This is a genomic window from Candidatus Hydrogenedentota bacterium, assembly GCA_019695095.1.
Classification (GTDB): domain Bacteria; phylum Hydrogenedentota; class Hydrogenedentia; order Hydrogenedentales; family SLHB01; genus JAIBAQ01.
In genome coordinates this window covers 1-15,049 of sequence record JAIBAQ010000150.1, presented here as the reverse complement: position 1 = coordinate 15,049, position 15,049 = coordinate 1, and the positions used below count along the sequence as shown (strand labels likewise).

The following is a 15,049-nucleotide window of genomic DNA, read 5'->3' as shown; positions in this document are numbered from 1 at the left end:
TGTACACATCCCCATTGCCATGCCCCGTCTAATCTGATACGCTGTATTGGTGTTGTGTTTCGCATTGCCATATCTGGGGGTGTAGGTGTCTGAGCATCGGACAGTCAGGGGGAAAGATGAAGCGAGCGTTGGTTTACGCTTTCTGCGCGTGGATAGGTGCGTTCATCGTCTATTCGGTGGTTGCGCCACTCATCGCGCCGCCGGGTGCTGACCTCCGCGCGGGAGGAGCCCGGGCCAGCGAACTCGCACTGATGACCATCGTGCCACTGGCGTTTGTGGGTGGCCTGCTGCACCAAAAGGCCATAGACAAACGCGAACGATAAGGCAATCGCGACCGGTAATTTTCGACTGCATCGAGACTCCTCGCTGTGGCGTGGTCTTATCGCCATATTCACCGAGTTTTCCATCCATTCCCTGCCACGCACACGCTCACACTTCTCATCCTGTCTATCCTGTGCATCCTTGTTGACGACTCTTCCGCGTCCCCATGCCATGGACCGCAGTGTAACGAGGCCACTCCTGAATAGGGGGATACCCCGGTGCGTCCATCTCTGATGCCGGACTGCATGCGCATTCACTGCCTTATTGCAGGCTCACAGGCGTTGGCGTAGACTCGCTGTCTGTCCACTGCTCAGAATAAGGAGACATACCATGAAGGACACCAGCACGGTTGAAGGCGGGGATGTGGGTATTCCGAGGCGTGATTTCATGAAGAGTGCTGCCAGCGCGGCGGCCATTTCGGTAATCCCGCATACTTTCCTTATCGGCGCCAGCAGGAAGAAGAAGTCCGCGAATTCGAAGCTCAATATCGCGGCCGTGGGTATCGGCGGTATGGGCAAGAATAACATCAAGGCGTGTGAGACGGAGAACATCGTGGCGCTGTGCGACATTGATGATGAGTACGCCGGGCCGATATTTGCGAAGTATCCGAAGGCGAAGAAGTACACGGATTACCGCACGATGCTGGAGAAGGAGAAGCGTATCGACGCGGTGATCATTGCGACGCCCGATCACACGCATGCCCCGATCGCGATGGAAGCCATTCGCGCGGGCAAGCACGTATACGTCCAGAAACCTCTCTCGCATTCGGTGAATGAAGCGCGTGCGATGACCGAGGAAGCGCGGAAGCACAAAGTGATGACGCAGATGGGTAACCAAGGTCATTCGGGCGAAGGCACCCGGCAAATCTGCGAATGGATTTGGAGCGGCGCAATCGGCGAAGTGCGCGAGATTCACGCGTGGACGAACCGCCCCGTGTGGCCGCAGAGCATCGAAGTGGATCGTCCCGCCGACACGCCGCCCGTGCCCGCGACATTGGATTGGGACCGTTGGATTGGCCCGGCTCCGATGCGTCCCTATCACCCCGATTACTTGCCGCAGAAGTGGCGCGCGTGGTGGGATTTCGGAACAGGGTCGCTCGGCGATTTGGGGTGTCACATTCTGGACCCCGCATTCTGGGCGCTTAAGCTGAAGTATCCCGTGAGCGTAGAGGCGTGCATCTCGGCGTATTGGCACGCGTTCTGGAAGAAGACGACGCCGAAAAACGAAAACTATCCGCGCTCGTCAATCGTCCGGTACAAGTTCCCCGAACGCGAAGGACTGCCTGCACTGAATCTCACTTGGTACGACGGAGGGATGATGCCTCCGCGGCCGGAGGAACTCGAGGATGGACGTCCGATGGGCGATTCGGACGGCGGCCTTCTGTTCGTCGGCGACAAGGGCAAGCTCATGACGGGTTGTTACGGTCTGAATCCCAAGCTCATTCCCGAAACGCGCATGGCCGAATTCAAAGCGCCCGCGCCGAGTATCCCGCGCATCCCCGGCGATTCGGACGGTCACGAGCAGGATTGGATTCGCGCATGCAAGACCGGAACTCCCGCGTGCTCGAATTTCGACTACTCGGGTCCGCTGTCGGAGATGGTTCTCATGGGGAACCTGGCGGTGCGTTTCCCCGAACGGAAACTGCTGTGGGACGGCGAGAAAATGGAAGTCACCAACAATGCGGAAGCCAACACGTATGTGCGCCGCGTCTATCGAGAGGGATGGACCCTGTAGAACATCTGGAAATGTATAGTCGGACTTCTCTCCCCGGGGTCCCAGTGCACCCCGGGGGGTGAAGTCATTCACGCCTGCTTGATCGTCTACTCGGAGTTCACATTCCGGTGAGCGCCTCTGCCACGCCTTTCCTCACGCGTTGCACTTCCGCCCATTGACGGTCTTCGGTGCGCGCTCGGATTTCGCTTGCATCGGCATAGGCGGGCAGTTCGTTGTCGTCGGCCACAACACAAAATGCCGCGACTGCCGTTGCTTGGTTCTCAAGGAGATCTTGAGCCGCCTTGATGGCTTCCGGCTTCGCGGTCGCTTTCTTCGCTTCCACAGCCTGCCGCAGCGTCGTGAGGATGCCGTAGTCTTCGATGCCGTCGCGGACGGCTTCCCAACGTTTGCTGGTGACCACGCCATTGCCTGAATACACGAGAAGATAGTCGTAGCGCGCATTGGGGACATACCACGGATCGTCCACGGACGTGCAATAGGACCAGAATCCAATTCCGGTAAGGCCGTGCTGCCATGCAAGCCATGAGATCCCACGGTAGTATCCCAGCGGCGAAAGATGTTTCGCATTGTCGTCGCATTCGTAGGTCCACACGGGCTTGCCCGACTCTTTCATGATTGCGAGCTTGCCCGCATTCTTCGGCTCAAGGAGCAGGCCGCCTCGATTGGGACACCAGATGTCCACGTAAGGAACCATCGAACGCAATTCGTCTTCCGTGATCCCGCCGACGGGGTCGGTGTACATCTGCACCTTGGGATCGGCCTCGCGCGTGAGCTTTGCCATGTGCAGATACGCTTCCACGAGTCCCTTGTGCAGTCCCGGTTCGTCAATCGGATACAGCGCGTATCCATCGTATCCTACGCCCAGTTCCGCAAGGTGCTTGACCCACGCGCGTATCCACTGCACATAGGCCTTTGCATACGCGTCGGAATTCACGTCCCCGGGTCCCTGCAAGGCGCCCTGATATCCGCAGAACAGGATGATCCCATGCGGCGCATGCTGCTTCACGTAGGGGTCGTGTTCGCTGAAGTCAATTTCGCCAACGATGTTGCCGTCCGCGTCGAACGTTGCCTTGGGCATGAACAGCCCCACGAACACATTGGTCCCGTGCTCAATCTGATCGTGCATCGCTTCTTCGGGATAGTCTTTGAGCATCGACGAGTGCACGTAGCCCCAACCGCAATTGCGCAGCGGCTTCTCCGTGGATACGCGTGCATTCCAGACGGTCACACTCAACGGCGCCCGTGACTCGACAGGTGTAACATCGAGGCTCTTGAGCAGGACTTCGCTCTTCCATTCGCCCGGCGCGACTGCGTTGCTGTCGACATTGAACCAAAGCTGTCGTGCTCCCCACGCAGGCACGTGAAGGACACTCGCTTGATTGACGGCCGCCAGGGCATCTGCCGACATATCACTGCGCTCGGTCGGCACATCCAGTACTTCGAACAAGCTGATTGCATCCTTTGCCACGATGGTCTTGTCGCCGTTGCTCAAGGGCGCCAGTGTGACGCGAAAGGCCCTGGGTTTGTTCGAAAGATTGAAGACGTTCAGTGCCGCCGACTCCTTTTCGTTCGCGAAGGCGCATACGGAAAGCTCACCCGGCTTGTCGTGGTCCCGCGCGAGGTCGGCAATTCCTGTAAAGGGTCGCCACGGGTTTGCGGCTCGCACCACAGCGGTCGTGCCTTCCGCAGCGGCGCCGAGGGCCAGACCCGACAGCATCTCCAGATCGGTTGCATCACGAAGTATTGAAGCCAGCGACTCGCGAAGATCGATTCGCGTCATGTCGTCAGCCGTGCCTGCGGCCTGAACCTTCGAGCGAAGAGCGTCGAGCTTTGTGCCCGCGAAGCAGACCCGTTCCTCAAGACCTCCAGCATCGATCAGCTTGGGCAATCGGTCACGCACGGTTCCCAATTGCCGATCGGCATCCGCAACTTCCTTCGCGAAGGGAACAACGTGAGCGCTCTGTTCACGCCGCGCTACCACGCGATTGCCTTCCGTAACGGTGCACACGAAGCGGAGGTCGGAGGTCTCTGTGGCGGGAATCATGTACGGCAATTGCAGCTCAAAGGTCTCATCGTCGAATTCCCGCTCGGCGAGCGTTGGTTCACCGCCGTTTCGCGCGACCTCAATTCGAACCGACTGACGCTTATGTTCGGGGTTGCTCACCTGCGAATGCACGAAGTTTGTACCCACGTACATGGAGCCGAAATCGGCCACAAGTACCGACGGAGCTTGTTTCTGATCTGCGAGGGCAGAACCTGTGCGCTTTGAGTTGAAACGGTATTCCGGCCACGCGACTTTGGCGTCGCGTTTCGCGCCGGGCCAATGAAACGCCTGAAGCGATTCCGCCGCCGCGGGCACAACGACGCTCAGACCTGCGTCGCCGAGGACTGCGAGGGTGGCCGTTGCGTTTGATGGACCCGGCAACGGAACACGCACCTTCAGGGTTCCTTTCGGATCGAATACATGCACGGCCCGGCTGTATCCCGCGACGAGGATCTCCATCACGCCGTCGCCGTCCACATCGCCCACGGACGGCGAGCGCCGAACCCGCTCTTCCACGTTGGCAGTCCACACGGATTGCCCCTTGGCTGTGACGCAAAACAACGTGCCCGAGAGATCCGCAGCGTATATCTCGGCTTGGCCGTCGCCATCCGCATCGGCCACGGTAATGGCGCTGTCGATTTCGCGTTGCGTCGGACACGTCCAGATGGACTTGCCCTTGGCATCAAAGGCTTGAAGCGATTTTCCAACCCCACACAGAATCTCAGGAGTATTGTCGCCGGAGAGGTCGCACACTAGCGGGCTGCCAACCAATTCTCCGTCAACCTGCCATAGCCGCTTACCCTCTGCGGAAATACACAGCAAACCGGACTTCTCCGATCCGACCAGTACTTCAGATGTCCCGTCCTTGTCGAGGTCGGCGATGGCAGGACAGGAGACTTTGCCGAGGTCGTCTTGATACACCCACGCCTGCTCACCCGATGCACGCAGACAAATGACAGCGCCGTCGCGGTTACCGGTGACGATCTCCGGGCGGCCGTCGCTATCGAGATCCCCGACGGCTAACGCCGTGAGCCCCCATTCGGGTGGAGCTGGCAGCGACGTGTCCCAGACAATCTTGCCGGTACTCCCGTCCAGGCAGACGACGAGACCCTTTCGATTCATTGCGATGACTTCCGGTTTGGAGTCTCCTGTGACGTCGCCAATCGTGGGAGGAAAACATACGGCAGAACCGGTCTCATGCCGCCAAATCTCTTTTCCCTGCGCGTTAAGGGCTACGACCAGGCCCGCGGTCGTGCCTACGACAATCTCGGTACTCCCATCGCCATTGAGGTCGCCAATACCCGGCGATACATCTACATGCCCGGCTGGCGGGGCATAGGTCCACAGCGTCTCTTGCGCCGACGCGGCCCCAATCGACAACGAAACACAGAAGACCAAAAGCGCACGTATCATGGGTATTTGCTCCGGTTGAGACTTCTGGCGGCACTGACTACTGGCTTCCGCACGATGGTAGTGAGTGCTACCTACACTTAGCAACCTCCTTCAACCTTGGCCATGAGTGCAGCGCTTTCGCTTTCGATCAGACCGGTTATTGCCCCGCTTCCTTTCGGTCTTCTTTGCTCAGGACCCCATCGCCATTGCGGTCCATGCGCTTGAATATGCCCTCATTCATGCGCGGAAAAGCGGCTGTCGCCTCTTCAAATGAGATCTTGCCATTGCCATCTGCATCGGCCTCCTTGATCTTCGCGGCTACGGCGAGTTGAATCTCCTGGACTGTCAGCGCAGAGTCTCCGTCCGCATCAGCCTTCTTGAAACGTTCCTCGTCCATTCGAGGAAATGCTTTCTGCGCTTCGTCCATGCTTAGCTTCTGATCGTTGTTGGTGTCCGCTTTCTGAAAACGCGCCGCCAAACGTTGCGCGCCCTCTGCCGTCGGGCGATCCTCTAACGACAGCGCTCCGTCGCCATTTCTGTCGAGTACGGCAAACCGTTCTTGCGTGATGCCTGGTATCTGCGTCTTGAGCTCTTCCAGCGTCACGCGTCCGTCCGAGTTGGCATCCGCCCGTTGGAATACACCTCCTGCCTTGGATGCCTTTGTCTGTGAATCTTGGGCGCTTGCTGGAACCACCGCCGCCAAGAGGAGTCCGATGGTTACCGCATATTTTGTGCACATGTTCATAGTCATCCGCCTTTCTCGATGAAAGTCCGAGTTCATTTGAGCGCATCCTCGACCGTCATTTGGCTGGAGGATTGCCTTGCCTTTCACCGATGATGTGCCTGAATCAGTGCCGGGGGTTACACGGCACGTGAGCAATTTGCGTGGGCGCTTAATCGCGCCGATGCAAATTGAGGACTATGCAGTTGCGTCACATCCTTCTGGCAGCACAATCGGAGGAAATGCGCGCGGGTTGTTGCGGTAGGCGATGGGGGAGGCTCCGCACACTTTCTCGAAAGCGCGCGAGAAGGCGGCCGTGGTCGTGTAGCCCACTTCGGTAGCCACTTGGGCCACCGGCTTCCCTGGAATCAGCAGAAGTCTCTGCGCTTGACGCATGCGAAGGAGACGCAGGTACTCACGATACGTCACGCCTGTCTGCTTGCGAAACGACTTCCCCAGAATGCTCCCGGACAGACCCAGTGTGTGCGCGACGTCTTCGCGGCTTGGAGCCTCCGCCAACCCGCGGGAAAGGATGTCACCAGCTTTTCCGACACGGCGGGCGGAGATGGATTGCGGCGCTTCCCACAGCGCACTGAGCGCCGGTACGACATTTATCTGCATCCACTCGACCATCTCCGCTCCCGTTCGCAGCGATGCCAGACCTGTGGCGAATGCGAGATGAATCCGGTCTGTCGAAGGACTTCCGTTGTTTCGCAGGAGTAGCAACGTGTCGAACACGGCCTGCGAGAGCAAACAGCGGCGAATCTCATCCGAATTCGGGGCCGGCCCCGCGATGAGACGCATCTGCGCCTCGACTATCTCCGAATAGCGTTTCCGGTCACTGTCGCGAAATGCGGCGTGGGATTCGCGGCCCAGCGCCGCCATCCGGGCGACGAGCGAATGTCCATCTTCAATGGAATCGGCGAGGAGCGTCACATCGGAGTCAGGGGCAGGTTGCATGGCGTTTCGAGCTTCAGTGTATGCGTTCGCCGCCGAACCCCATGGCGTATCCAATCCTCCCACGCCAATGAGGACAGGCGTCGACGACTGTGTTTCGATTTCGCGCTTGAGGCTCGCGACCAGTTCTCGAACACGTACATTCCGCAGCGCAGGATTGCGTGTTTGGCCAGGACTGAAAAGCACCACCAGTTCGTCGGGGCGAATGGATGAAACGACGCTGTTCGGCACGTTGCTGAAAAGACGTTGGGCCTTCTCGAACAATGCAGGCACGTCAAACGAGACCCGATTGCGTTCGCCCGCAAGTACGACGCGGTTTGTGTAGTCCGGTTGAACGACTATCGCGATGTTCGGGGTCTCGGTAAACCCCAGCGCTTTTGCACGGGCGCCAATTTCCTCGGGCGATGCGTCAGGCTGAGTCAGCGCGAACCATGCAAAATCGCGCTCCAAATGGCTGCGCACTTGTCCCAACATCGTCTCGCGCGACATGAGGTCGGCCACGCTTTCAATAAGCGCTCCCAGCGCCCTTGCCGCGGCCTGCAAGCTGATACGGACTCGGTTCAGATGCTGGCTGTCCGCAGGTCGCAGGGATTCAAATGCCAGAGCCAACTCATGGCGATTGAGCCCGTCAATGTCACTGATGCGTTGCCAGACATCCTCGAAGCCGTTGGGGAGATCGTCCGTCGAAGCTAGTTGGCCTCCCATGACTTCACCCACGCATTTGCCATTCACGACGATGGGTGTCACGACTTCGCTCAGGCCCGCATGGCACTGATAGGTCCATGTGCGGCCGGTCTTTCTGGTTCGCGCGATCCAGCAGGCGTCGCACTCTCTGCACCTGCGACGGGCCTCCTGGCGGCGACGCAACGTCGCGCAGAAAGTTGACAAACCCTTGGGACTCAGAGGGGCCGAAGTCCGTACCAGGTCGGACAGCATGTCATGCCAATCCAGTTCCTTCGAGTTGCCGGACAAATACTGTTCGATACCCTGCGTGCCGAACCAGACGGCCAGGGCGCCCAACCCAAGGTTTTGCTGTAGGATTCGCAGATAGGACACGGCAAACGCGAATGCCGGCTCGACTTGCCCCCTGACCTTGTCGAGCATTTGTTCGGATACGGCTTTGGCATCCACGCGCGCTACTGGCGTCTCGCTTGGGATTGCGGATCGATGCCCTTTCCCCCTGGTGACTGCCATGGAAGTGTTATCCCCCTGCGGCGAATAATTCCCGCGTCATGGCCCTTCGCAATGAAAAGAACGTTCCCCGAGTCGCTCTCATTGCTGTCGCGACAGGCCGACAATCTAAAATGCTAAATTTTGACCTAATAAGTCAAGTGCTATGCCACCCTTTTATGCTAAACAATAGTGTAGGCGCAATATGGTGCCGCAAGGGGGCGCGAGGGAGTGCTCCAATTGCGCAACCGCTTGCGAAATATGGACTTGTAGGTAGATTCATACCGGGTTTAAAGGGGAGGATTTCACATGCAGAAGAGACGAAGTGGGTTTACGTTGATTGAGTTGCTCGTTGTCATCGCCATCATTGGTATTCTGGCCGCGATTCTGCTTCCTGCGTTGGCACGTGCTCGTGAGGCTGCGCGCCGGGCGAGCTGCCAGAACAACCTGAAGCAATTGGGCGTGGTCTTCAAGATGTACGCCAACGAGGCAAAGGGGGAGAAGTTCCCGCAGATGAAGCCGTGGCAGGAAGACGCTTGCAACGTCGCAAATACGGCTGACCAACCTTGGCTTCAATTCATGTTTGACGGCAAGGCCGTGTATCCGGAATATCTCACGGACGTGAACGTGCTCGCATGCCCGTCCGATAGCGATGCTGCCGGTCAAATCGAAGATGGCCGTTGGAGCTACGGTGGCGATCCGGCGAACGGCATCAGCCCGTGCAAGATCGACTACTTGTCGTATTTCTATTTTGGCTGGGCCATCAAGCCGGAACACTACTTGGCTGCCGGACACACGGACAATGAAGTGAATCCCGACCTTATGAGTACGTTTGACGGCGGTTTCCTGGGCGCACTCGCCGACACGTTCTCCAGCAACGAGAACTACGACGAGGATGTCTCGTTCGATCATACGACCAACGGAACGGTAACGATCTATCGTTTCCGCGAAGGAATCGAGCGTTTCTTCGTATCGGACATCAATAACGCCGCAGCTTCCAGTATTTCGCAGAGTGAATTGGCCGTCATGTATGACCAGCTCTCGACCAACACGAAGGATTTCAACCACATTCCGGGCGGTTCCAACGTGCTCTACATGGATGGTCACGTTTCATTCTTGAAGTACCCGAGCCAGTATCCGGCCAGCACGTCTTGGGCGTACATGTCCGGCAATGGAATCACGCTACTCTAGGCCGTAGCCTTCGGACTTAGGTCCGGAAGCTGAGAGATGGGGGGGCGCCTCCGAACTCGATTCGGGGGCGCCCCGTTCACTTTTGATGGCTTGATATAGCGGTTCCTGCAGGGCGCTGCGATTGGGGAATGCGTGGAGTTTCCAGCGTGAAATGCGCGGCGCCGGAGTGTAATCGAGAGTCTGGAAAGAAGAGTTCGAACATGATGAACGCGATTCACAAGATGGCCTACCTGTTGAGTCGGAGCACGCGACGTTGTTTGACGGTCTTCATCGTGTGAATCTTATCAATCGTGTCTGATTCTCATTCTTGTGGTATGGGTCTGGTTTTCAAGCGTTGTCTCTGACAACCCACCTGGCCACGCTCGATTGGCTTACAGCCGGCACTATCTGATACGCTCGTGATCCTTTCGAACGATGTGCCATACACGGGGACCTTGTCCAGCGATGCGTTCTGCAATCAAGCTTCGGGTTATCTTCGTAGCGTTGCGCTTCCCAGCCTTCTTGCTCGCTTGTTGGCTTGCGGCGATTTACTCGCTCGCGGATTCCCCGAAACCCGAATCAACCTCGCCCCTTCAGAAGGTCACCGTCCGAGTCGGCAAGACCTTTCAGGTTATCGACAACTTCGGCGCGTCGGATTGCTGGACCATGCAAAAGATCGGCGGATGGTCAGAGCCCAGCAAGAACCGCATCGCCGATCTGCTCTTTTCCACGACGGAAGGCATCGGCCTTACATGTTGGCGATTCAACATCGGCGCGGGGCTCGATTATGCGCACATCGGCGAAGGCTCGTGGCGAACCGCGGAGACGTTCGAAATCGCGGAGGGGCAGTACGATTGGTCGCGTCAGGCTAACGAGCGTTGGTTTCTCGGCGCTGCCAAAGCTCGGGGAGTCGAGCAGTTCGTAGCGTTTGCGAATAGTCCTCCTGCGCGCATGACACGTAACGGCCTGACGTACTGCGATGACAGCTCCGATTCGACAAACTTGAAGGAAGGCTTTGAGGGACAGTACGCGCGTTACCTCGCGGACATTCTTCAGTTCCTTCGGGACAATCCCGACGAATCCCAGCGCATCGAGTTCGATTGGGTAAGCCCCATCAACGAGCCTCAATGGCCGTGGACCGGAAACAGTCAGGAAGGGTGTCGCGCGAGTAACGACGACCTCAAGGCCGTCATCCGCGCCCTCGATAAGGAACTGCGCGCCCGCAGCCTTTCGGCCAAAATTCTTGCGCCGGAAAGCGGCATTCTCTACGGCATGCGCGCCGAGCACGTCGGTCTCCGAACGCTTTTCGGCGAAGCCTACGGCGATTACCTCGACACGTTCTGTCGCGATTCCGCATACAAGGAGATGTTGGGCGGAGTCATCTGCTCGCATTCGTACCGCAACGACATCGTTCCGGAACGTCTCGTGCCCGAACGCGCGCGATTCCGCGAGAAGATGAAAGCCTACCCCGGCTGGCGGTATTGGCAAACCGAATATTGCGTGATGCAGGGGCCCGAGAACGCGGGCGGCGGCGGCAGAGATCTCGGCATGAAGACCGCCTTGGACGTTGCGCGCGTCATTCACGCCGACCTCACCGTGTGCAACGCATCGGCATGGCAATGGTGGCTGGCCGTCTCGCCCCACGACTACAAGGACGGTCTCATCTACACCGACTACCGTAATCCCGGCGATGCGGAGACCATATACCCCTCCAAACTTCTGTGGGCGTTTGGGAACTTCTCGCGGTTTGTGCGTCCCGGGTATACGCGCGTATCGCTAACCGGAGCCGACGATGAATTCGGGCTGTTAGGTTCTGCGTACGTGTCGCCGGCCAAAGACAAGGTGGTCCTCGTCTTTGTCAACATGTCTGCATCCAATAAGCCCGTTTCGCTGCGATTCAAAGGGTGTCAGCGTGGCCGCGCAATCGAGAGTTTCACGCCGTGGATTACCTCAGACTCCGACGACCTCAAAGAGTATGCCCCGGTCCGCGCAGACGATGTCTACACCGTCCCCGCCCGTTCCGTCGTCACCCTCGTCTCGGAAATCAGCCGCTAGAAATCAGGGACTGACCCAAGCGAATCCGCCTTGGCGGACGAGACGGGTCTGCCCCTGATTTCTGCCTGATTTCTGCCAGAAACTCGTTACGCCCAACGCTTCTGCCGTCTGACGGCGAATATGCCCGCCAACAGCACGCCAAGGCATACGGTGGGCCAGGTGACTGGGAATTCCATCCCTTCGGGAGGATACACCGGACCGGTGTTCGTGCCGCTCCAGCCCGCCAACCGCGCCCACAACCACCACGCGGCATAGGCCTTCCGATTCGCGTTCAACGGCTCCGAATGCGCCGACCCGCAGTTGTACCAGTCCGTACCCTCGACGTGCGTGGACTGCCATTCCTGCGCCCAATTGCCGAGCTGTGTGGGCGACGTGCCGTCGTCATAATAGCTGCAATCGTCGCTCACATACGGGAAATGGGTGCCGTCCGGGTTGTAACTCTCGATGTCCGCGAAGTCGAACAGGATCTTGCCATGATCGCGGCAATATGCCCGGATACGCTCGTTGTTCGCGGTGATTGTGGCGTAGCTCCAAATATCCGAATGCCCGGTCATATACACGAACTTCACATTCGGAAAGTCCGTTTCGAGTTGAGACATCTGCGAGAGATACAAGTCCACGTTCGCGGTGCTGGCGCCGCTCAACTGGCCGCACCACGACCACATCACCACATTGATGGCGCTGTTATCGGGGTCCTCCAAATAGGCCCGCGTCGCCGTGGCCCACGCCGTAAAATTCGGATTACCCAAGTCCGACGCCCCGCCCGGAAAACTCCCATAGTAGTCGAACATGGTCAACACATCGTTGCTCATGTTTCCCGAAAAACTCACCGCATACAACGACGGAGGATTCGGCGCACCGTCAAAGGTCTGCAAGCCTTCCATGCCATCCGTGATCTGACTGCCGTGCGACGTGTGGCCATACGCAATCCGTAACGTGGTCTTGGCTTGCGTAATGGCCGACGTAGGTACCGTGGCAAGATTCGTGCAGGTGTGGTCGATGATGATTTGCGCCATGACCGGTGACCCGGCCATCCCCAGCAACAACGCAACGAGAACACGAGTTACGCGCATGACTTCACGCTCCCCCCAGTGTACTCAGTCCCCCCGTCTCGCCCGTCAGGCCACAAACTGCAGTGACCTAACCTTAGGAAGTATAGCACGTAACGGGTAGAATCGCGTTCGGGGCCAAGATTACTGGCAACCCCATTCAGACCGGCAGGGTCGTGTCTTTTCTTTCTGCGCTGATGCGGCTATTGTGAATTGGATGGGATGGGACCTCATATGGGTGACGCGGAGAGAGCAAGAACAATCGCGAGGTTGCGAAATGAGAGAGTCAGTATTGTTGGCAAGGTGCTGGCAAATCCCAAGGGTATGGTTGTCCGCATGGTTCCTGCTAATCGTCACCGTTTATGCAGAGAATCCGATGTCACAACCGCCAGCGACTATCCAAGTTGATGTCGACAACCTTCAGGCTACCCTCGATGCCGCTCCCGAGCACTCAACCGTTGCGTTCAACCGGAACCGGCAGCTTACGCTCTCTGAACCCCTTATCGTGCGCAAGCCGCTGACCATTCAAGGACTGAATGCGAAGTTGCCGGAGAAACTGGGGGGCACGCCGTTGGTCATCGTCGAGTCGAAGGACGTGTCCGTCATAGACTGTGAGTTTCGCGGCAACCGCGAGACAGTGCCACAGGAATTGCGCGCGCCGTTGCTGACGATTCGCGAGGGAAATTTTCGCGTGGAACGGTGCAACTTCTTGGACAGTTCCAAGGACGGCATCAAGATCGACGGCGAGGGTGTCAAGGATCGAGATATCGAAGGCGGAGTCATTCGCGACATCTACGGTAAAGGATGCGTCCGAGATCTGGTGTCACTGAGCGGAGGGGGAGAGCACGGTCACCGTATCCGGCATGTGCTCGTCGAGAACATTCGCGACTATGACAGCGAAATGCGCGGCGCGGTGGAAGTGAGCGACGGCACCTGCGACATCACGGTGCGAAACGTGTACGCGGAGCGGTGCGTCTACGCGCTGGACGTGCAAGACCACGGGAAACCGCAACAGGTCAACACCAATGTGCTCATCGAGGACGTTACCGCCGTCGACTGCAAGCACATCATCCGCACCGCCAATCACGATTTCGGTCATGCCAATCTCACGTTACGCGACTTCATCGGAGAGCGGTGTTCCGAGCCGCTGAAGGTGTCCAACACGCGAAACGTCGTCATCGATAACGTGCAGATCGGCGGCCACCCCAAGGGGGGATCACCCGTATCCGTGAAGAACTGTTCCCGCCTTTCCGTACGCGAAGTGACCATTGAGAATAGCGCCCACGAAGAGGCGGGATTGCTCTTGGTCGATTGCAGCGGAGTCTTCGTGGACAACCTAGCCGTGACGGGCGAGGGTACCAAGCTGGCCCATGCGCTGCTCGCTCGATACGGCGGAGGCAAGGCCTATTCGGGCTTGCAGATCCACAATGTGTCCGCGCGAAACGTTTCGAAAGAAGGCGTACGGCTTGAGCGCTCGGACGACGCGTCCACGCTATCCGATGTTGTGATTTCGGACAACATGGCAACGGTGGAGAATTTAATGACCGGCACACGCGTCAACGTGCAGAAGGACTGACCACCTAACCGCGTAAGATCGCTTCGATCCGTTCCCGATGATCCCCCTGGATCTCGATGCCATCTTCGGCCAGGCAACCACCGGCGCCGCACTTCTTCTTGAGAAGTTTCAGAAGCGCCTCCAAGTCTCCGGATATATTGCGAATAACGGTGACGACCTTACCGCTGGGGCGCTTTTCCAAGAAGATCGGATAGCCGCCCTTGCGCGTCTTCTGAACGGTAAACGCAGGCAGTGCGGTGTTGGCACTTGGACTTGATGCTTCCGCATGCACGTCGATCGAAGGTCCTTGTGGCAGGTTCGCCTTTTGACCTGCCAATGCCCCGAAAGGGTTCGATGTGAGCGGCCCCAATTGGTCGCTGGCCTCGTTCTTCTTATCGCGTTTGGACATCGTACCGATACTCTCTGAATTGGCCCAAGCCCTGATTTGCCGCAGGTGTGTGTGGGCATGCTTCGAAGTGATCCAGCCACAACACAAACGGCATGCCCGAATGGCGAGAGCATAGTGAATCGGTGGCCGGAAATGCACCTTTCCGTGAAACTTTGTTCGCTATCCCGTAAATCGTGTGAATCCTGTCAGTTCTCTTTCAGTCTTCTGACTTTGAAGTCTGCGGCCAAGCGCAGCAGAACCGCTTTCGCTACTGTATCTCCGGCATGGGTATAGCCTCGGCGCGCAATTGCCGGGCCTGATCCTCAGGCTTGTTTACGCCGTAGAAGATCGCGTTACAGTCGATCCACATGGCGATGCGCCGGAACTCTTCGTCCGACAACTGAACCTTGTTGTGCCCTTCGCGCAGCATTTTCATCAGGCGGCTGCCGCGCGCACCATATTGTCCGCCCGGTTGTGTCATCTGGATCTGATT

11 protein-coding genes are annotated in these 15,049 nt (G+C 58.1%); 5 read left to right on the top strand and 6 right to left on the bottom strand.

Annotation, left to right across the window (positions count from 1 at the left end; translation table 11 throughout):
• Positions 1 to 116 precede the first annotated feature (116 nt).
• Together K1Y02_19640 and K1Y02_19635 are read left to right on the top strand one after the other, a co-directional pair.
• Positions 117 to 323, top strand: coding sequence for a hypothetical protein (locus K1Y02_19640; GenBank protein MBX7258583.1), 207 nt, complete (start codon positions 117 to 119; stop codon positions 321 to 323).
• Between the two features lie 328 nt (positions 324 to 651).
• Entirely contained in the window at positions 652 to 2,055 is a 1,404-nt protein-coding gene (locus K1Y02_19635) for a Gfo/Idh/MocA family oxidoreductase (protein MBX7258582.1), read from the top strand.
• A gap of 97 nt (positions 2,056 to 2,152) precedes the next feature.
• Here the strand turns inward: K1Y02_19635 and K1Y02_19630 are convergent, their stop codons facing one another.
• The 3 genes from K1Y02_19630 to K1Y02_19620 form a co-directional block, all read right to left on the bottom strand.
• Positions 2,153 to 5,512, bottom strand: a complete 3,360-nt coding sequence (locus K1Y02_19630; GenBank protein ID MBX7258581.1) for a PQQ-binding-like beta-propeller repeat protein — start codon at positions 5,510 to 5,512, stop codon at positions 2,153 to 2,155.
• A 136-nt stretch (positions 5,513 to 5,648) separates the two neighbouring features.
• Entirely contained in the window at positions 5,649 to 6,236 is a 588-nt protein-coding gene (locus tag K1Y02_19625; protein MBX7258580.1) for an EF-hand domain-containing protein, read from the bottom strand.
• A gap of 174 nt (positions 6,237 to 6,410) precedes the next feature.
• The gene (locus K1Y02_19620; GenBank protein MBX7258579.1) at positions 6,411 to 8,363 is read right to left on the bottom strand and encodes a PocR ligand-binding domain-containing protein; all 1,953 of its coding nucleotides are present in this window, start codon (positions 8,361 to 8,363) and stop codon (positions 6,411 to 6,413) included.
• A 285-nt stretch (positions 8,364 to 8,648) separates the two neighbouring features.
• Here K1Y02_19620 and K1Y02_19615 point away from each other — a divergent pair, with 285 nt between their 5' ends.
• Together K1Y02_19615 and K1Y02_19610 are read left to right on the top strand one after the other, a co-directional pair.
• Positions 8,649 to 9,530 (top strand): DUF1559 domain-containing protein, encoded by an 882-nt coding sequence (locus K1Y02_19615; GenBank protein ID MBX7258578.1) that lies wholly within the window; start codon positions 8,649 to 8,651, stop codon positions 9,528 to 9,530.
• Positions 9,531 to 9,974: 444 nt separating this feature from the next.
• Entirely contained in the window at positions 9,975 to 11,564 is a 1,590-nt protein-coding gene (locus K1Y02_19610; protein MBX7258577.1) for a hypothetical protein, read from the top strand.
• A gap of 86 nt (positions 11,565 to 11,650) precedes the next feature.
• On the opposite strand, the gene K1Y02_19605 is transcribed toward K1Y02_19610, so the two are convergent.
• Positions 11,651 to 12,637: a hypothetical protein gene (locus K1Y02_19605; GenBank protein MBX7258576.1), complete on the bottom strand. Its 987-nt coding sequence runs from the start codon at positions 12,635 to 12,637 to the stop codon at positions 11,651 to 11,653.
• 253 nt (positions 12,638 to 12,890) lie between these two features.
• Between K1Y02_19605 and K1Y02_19600 the strand changes: the two genes are divergently transcribed.
• Positions 12,891 to 14,189 (top strand): right-handed parallel beta-helix repeat-containing protein, encoded by a 1,299-nt coding sequence (locus tag K1Y02_19600; protein MBX7258575.1) that lies wholly within the window; start codon positions 12,891 to 12,893, stop codon positions 14,187 to 14,189.
• Positions 14,190 to 14,193: 4 nt separating this feature from the next.
• On the opposite strand, the gene K1Y02_19595 is transcribed toward K1Y02_19600, so the two are convergent.
• Complete coding sequence (locus K1Y02_19595; protein MBX7258574.1) at positions 14,194 to 14,577, bottom strand: hypothetical protein; 384 nt, start codon at positions 14,575 to 14,577, stop codon at positions 14,194 to 14,196.
• A gap of 247 nt (positions 14,578 to 14,824) precedes the next feature.
• Positions 14,825 to 15,049, bottom strand: a 225-nt coding sequence (locus tag K1Y02_19590) for a hypothetical protein (GenBank protein ID MBX7258573.1), incomplete at its 5' end; no start/stop codon positions are given.

Bases quoted from the DNA above. Each gene is read 5' to 3' on its own strand.
- K1Y02_19595 (MBX7258574.1), bottom strand. From the start codon at position 14,577: ATGTCCAAACGCGATAAGAAGAACGAGGCCAGCGACCAATTGGGGCCG.
- K1Y02_19630 (MBX7258581.1), bottom strand. From the start codon at position 5,512: ATGATACGTGCGCTTTTGGTCTTCTGTGTTTCGTTGTCGATTGGGGCC.
- K1Y02_19600 (MBX7258575.1), top strand. From the start codon at position 12,891: ATGAGAGAGTCAGTATTGTTGGCAAGGTGCTGGCAAATCCCAAGGGTA.
- K1Y02_19610 (MBX7258577.1), top strand. From the start codon at position 9,975: ATGCGTTCTGCAATCAAGCTTCGGGTTATCTTCGTAGCGTTGCGCTTC.
- K1Y02_19620 (MBX7258579.1), bottom strand. From the start codon at position 8,363: ATGGCAGTCACCAGGGGGAAAGGGCATCGATCCGCAATCCCAAGCGAG.
- K1Y02_19615 (MBX7258578.1), top strand. From the start codon at position 8,649: ATGCAGAAGAGACGAAGTGGGTTTACGTTGATTGAGTTGCTCGTTGTC.
- K1Y02_19625 (MBX7258580.1), bottom strand. From the start codon at position 6,236: ATGAACATGTGCACAAAATATGCGGTAACCATCGGACTCCTCTTGGCG.
- K1Y02_19605 (MBX7258576.1), bottom strand. From the start codon at position 12,637: ATGCGCGTAACTCGTGTTCTCGTTGCGTTGTTGCTGGGGATGGCCGGG.
- K1Y02_19635 (MBX7258582.1), top strand. From the start codon at position 652: ATGAAGGACACCAGCACGGTTGAAGGCGGGGATGTGGGTATTCCGAGG.
- K1Y02_19640 (MBX7258583.1), top strand. From the start codon at position 117: ATGAAGCGAGCGTTGGTTTACGCTTTCTGCGCGTGGATAGGTGCGTTC.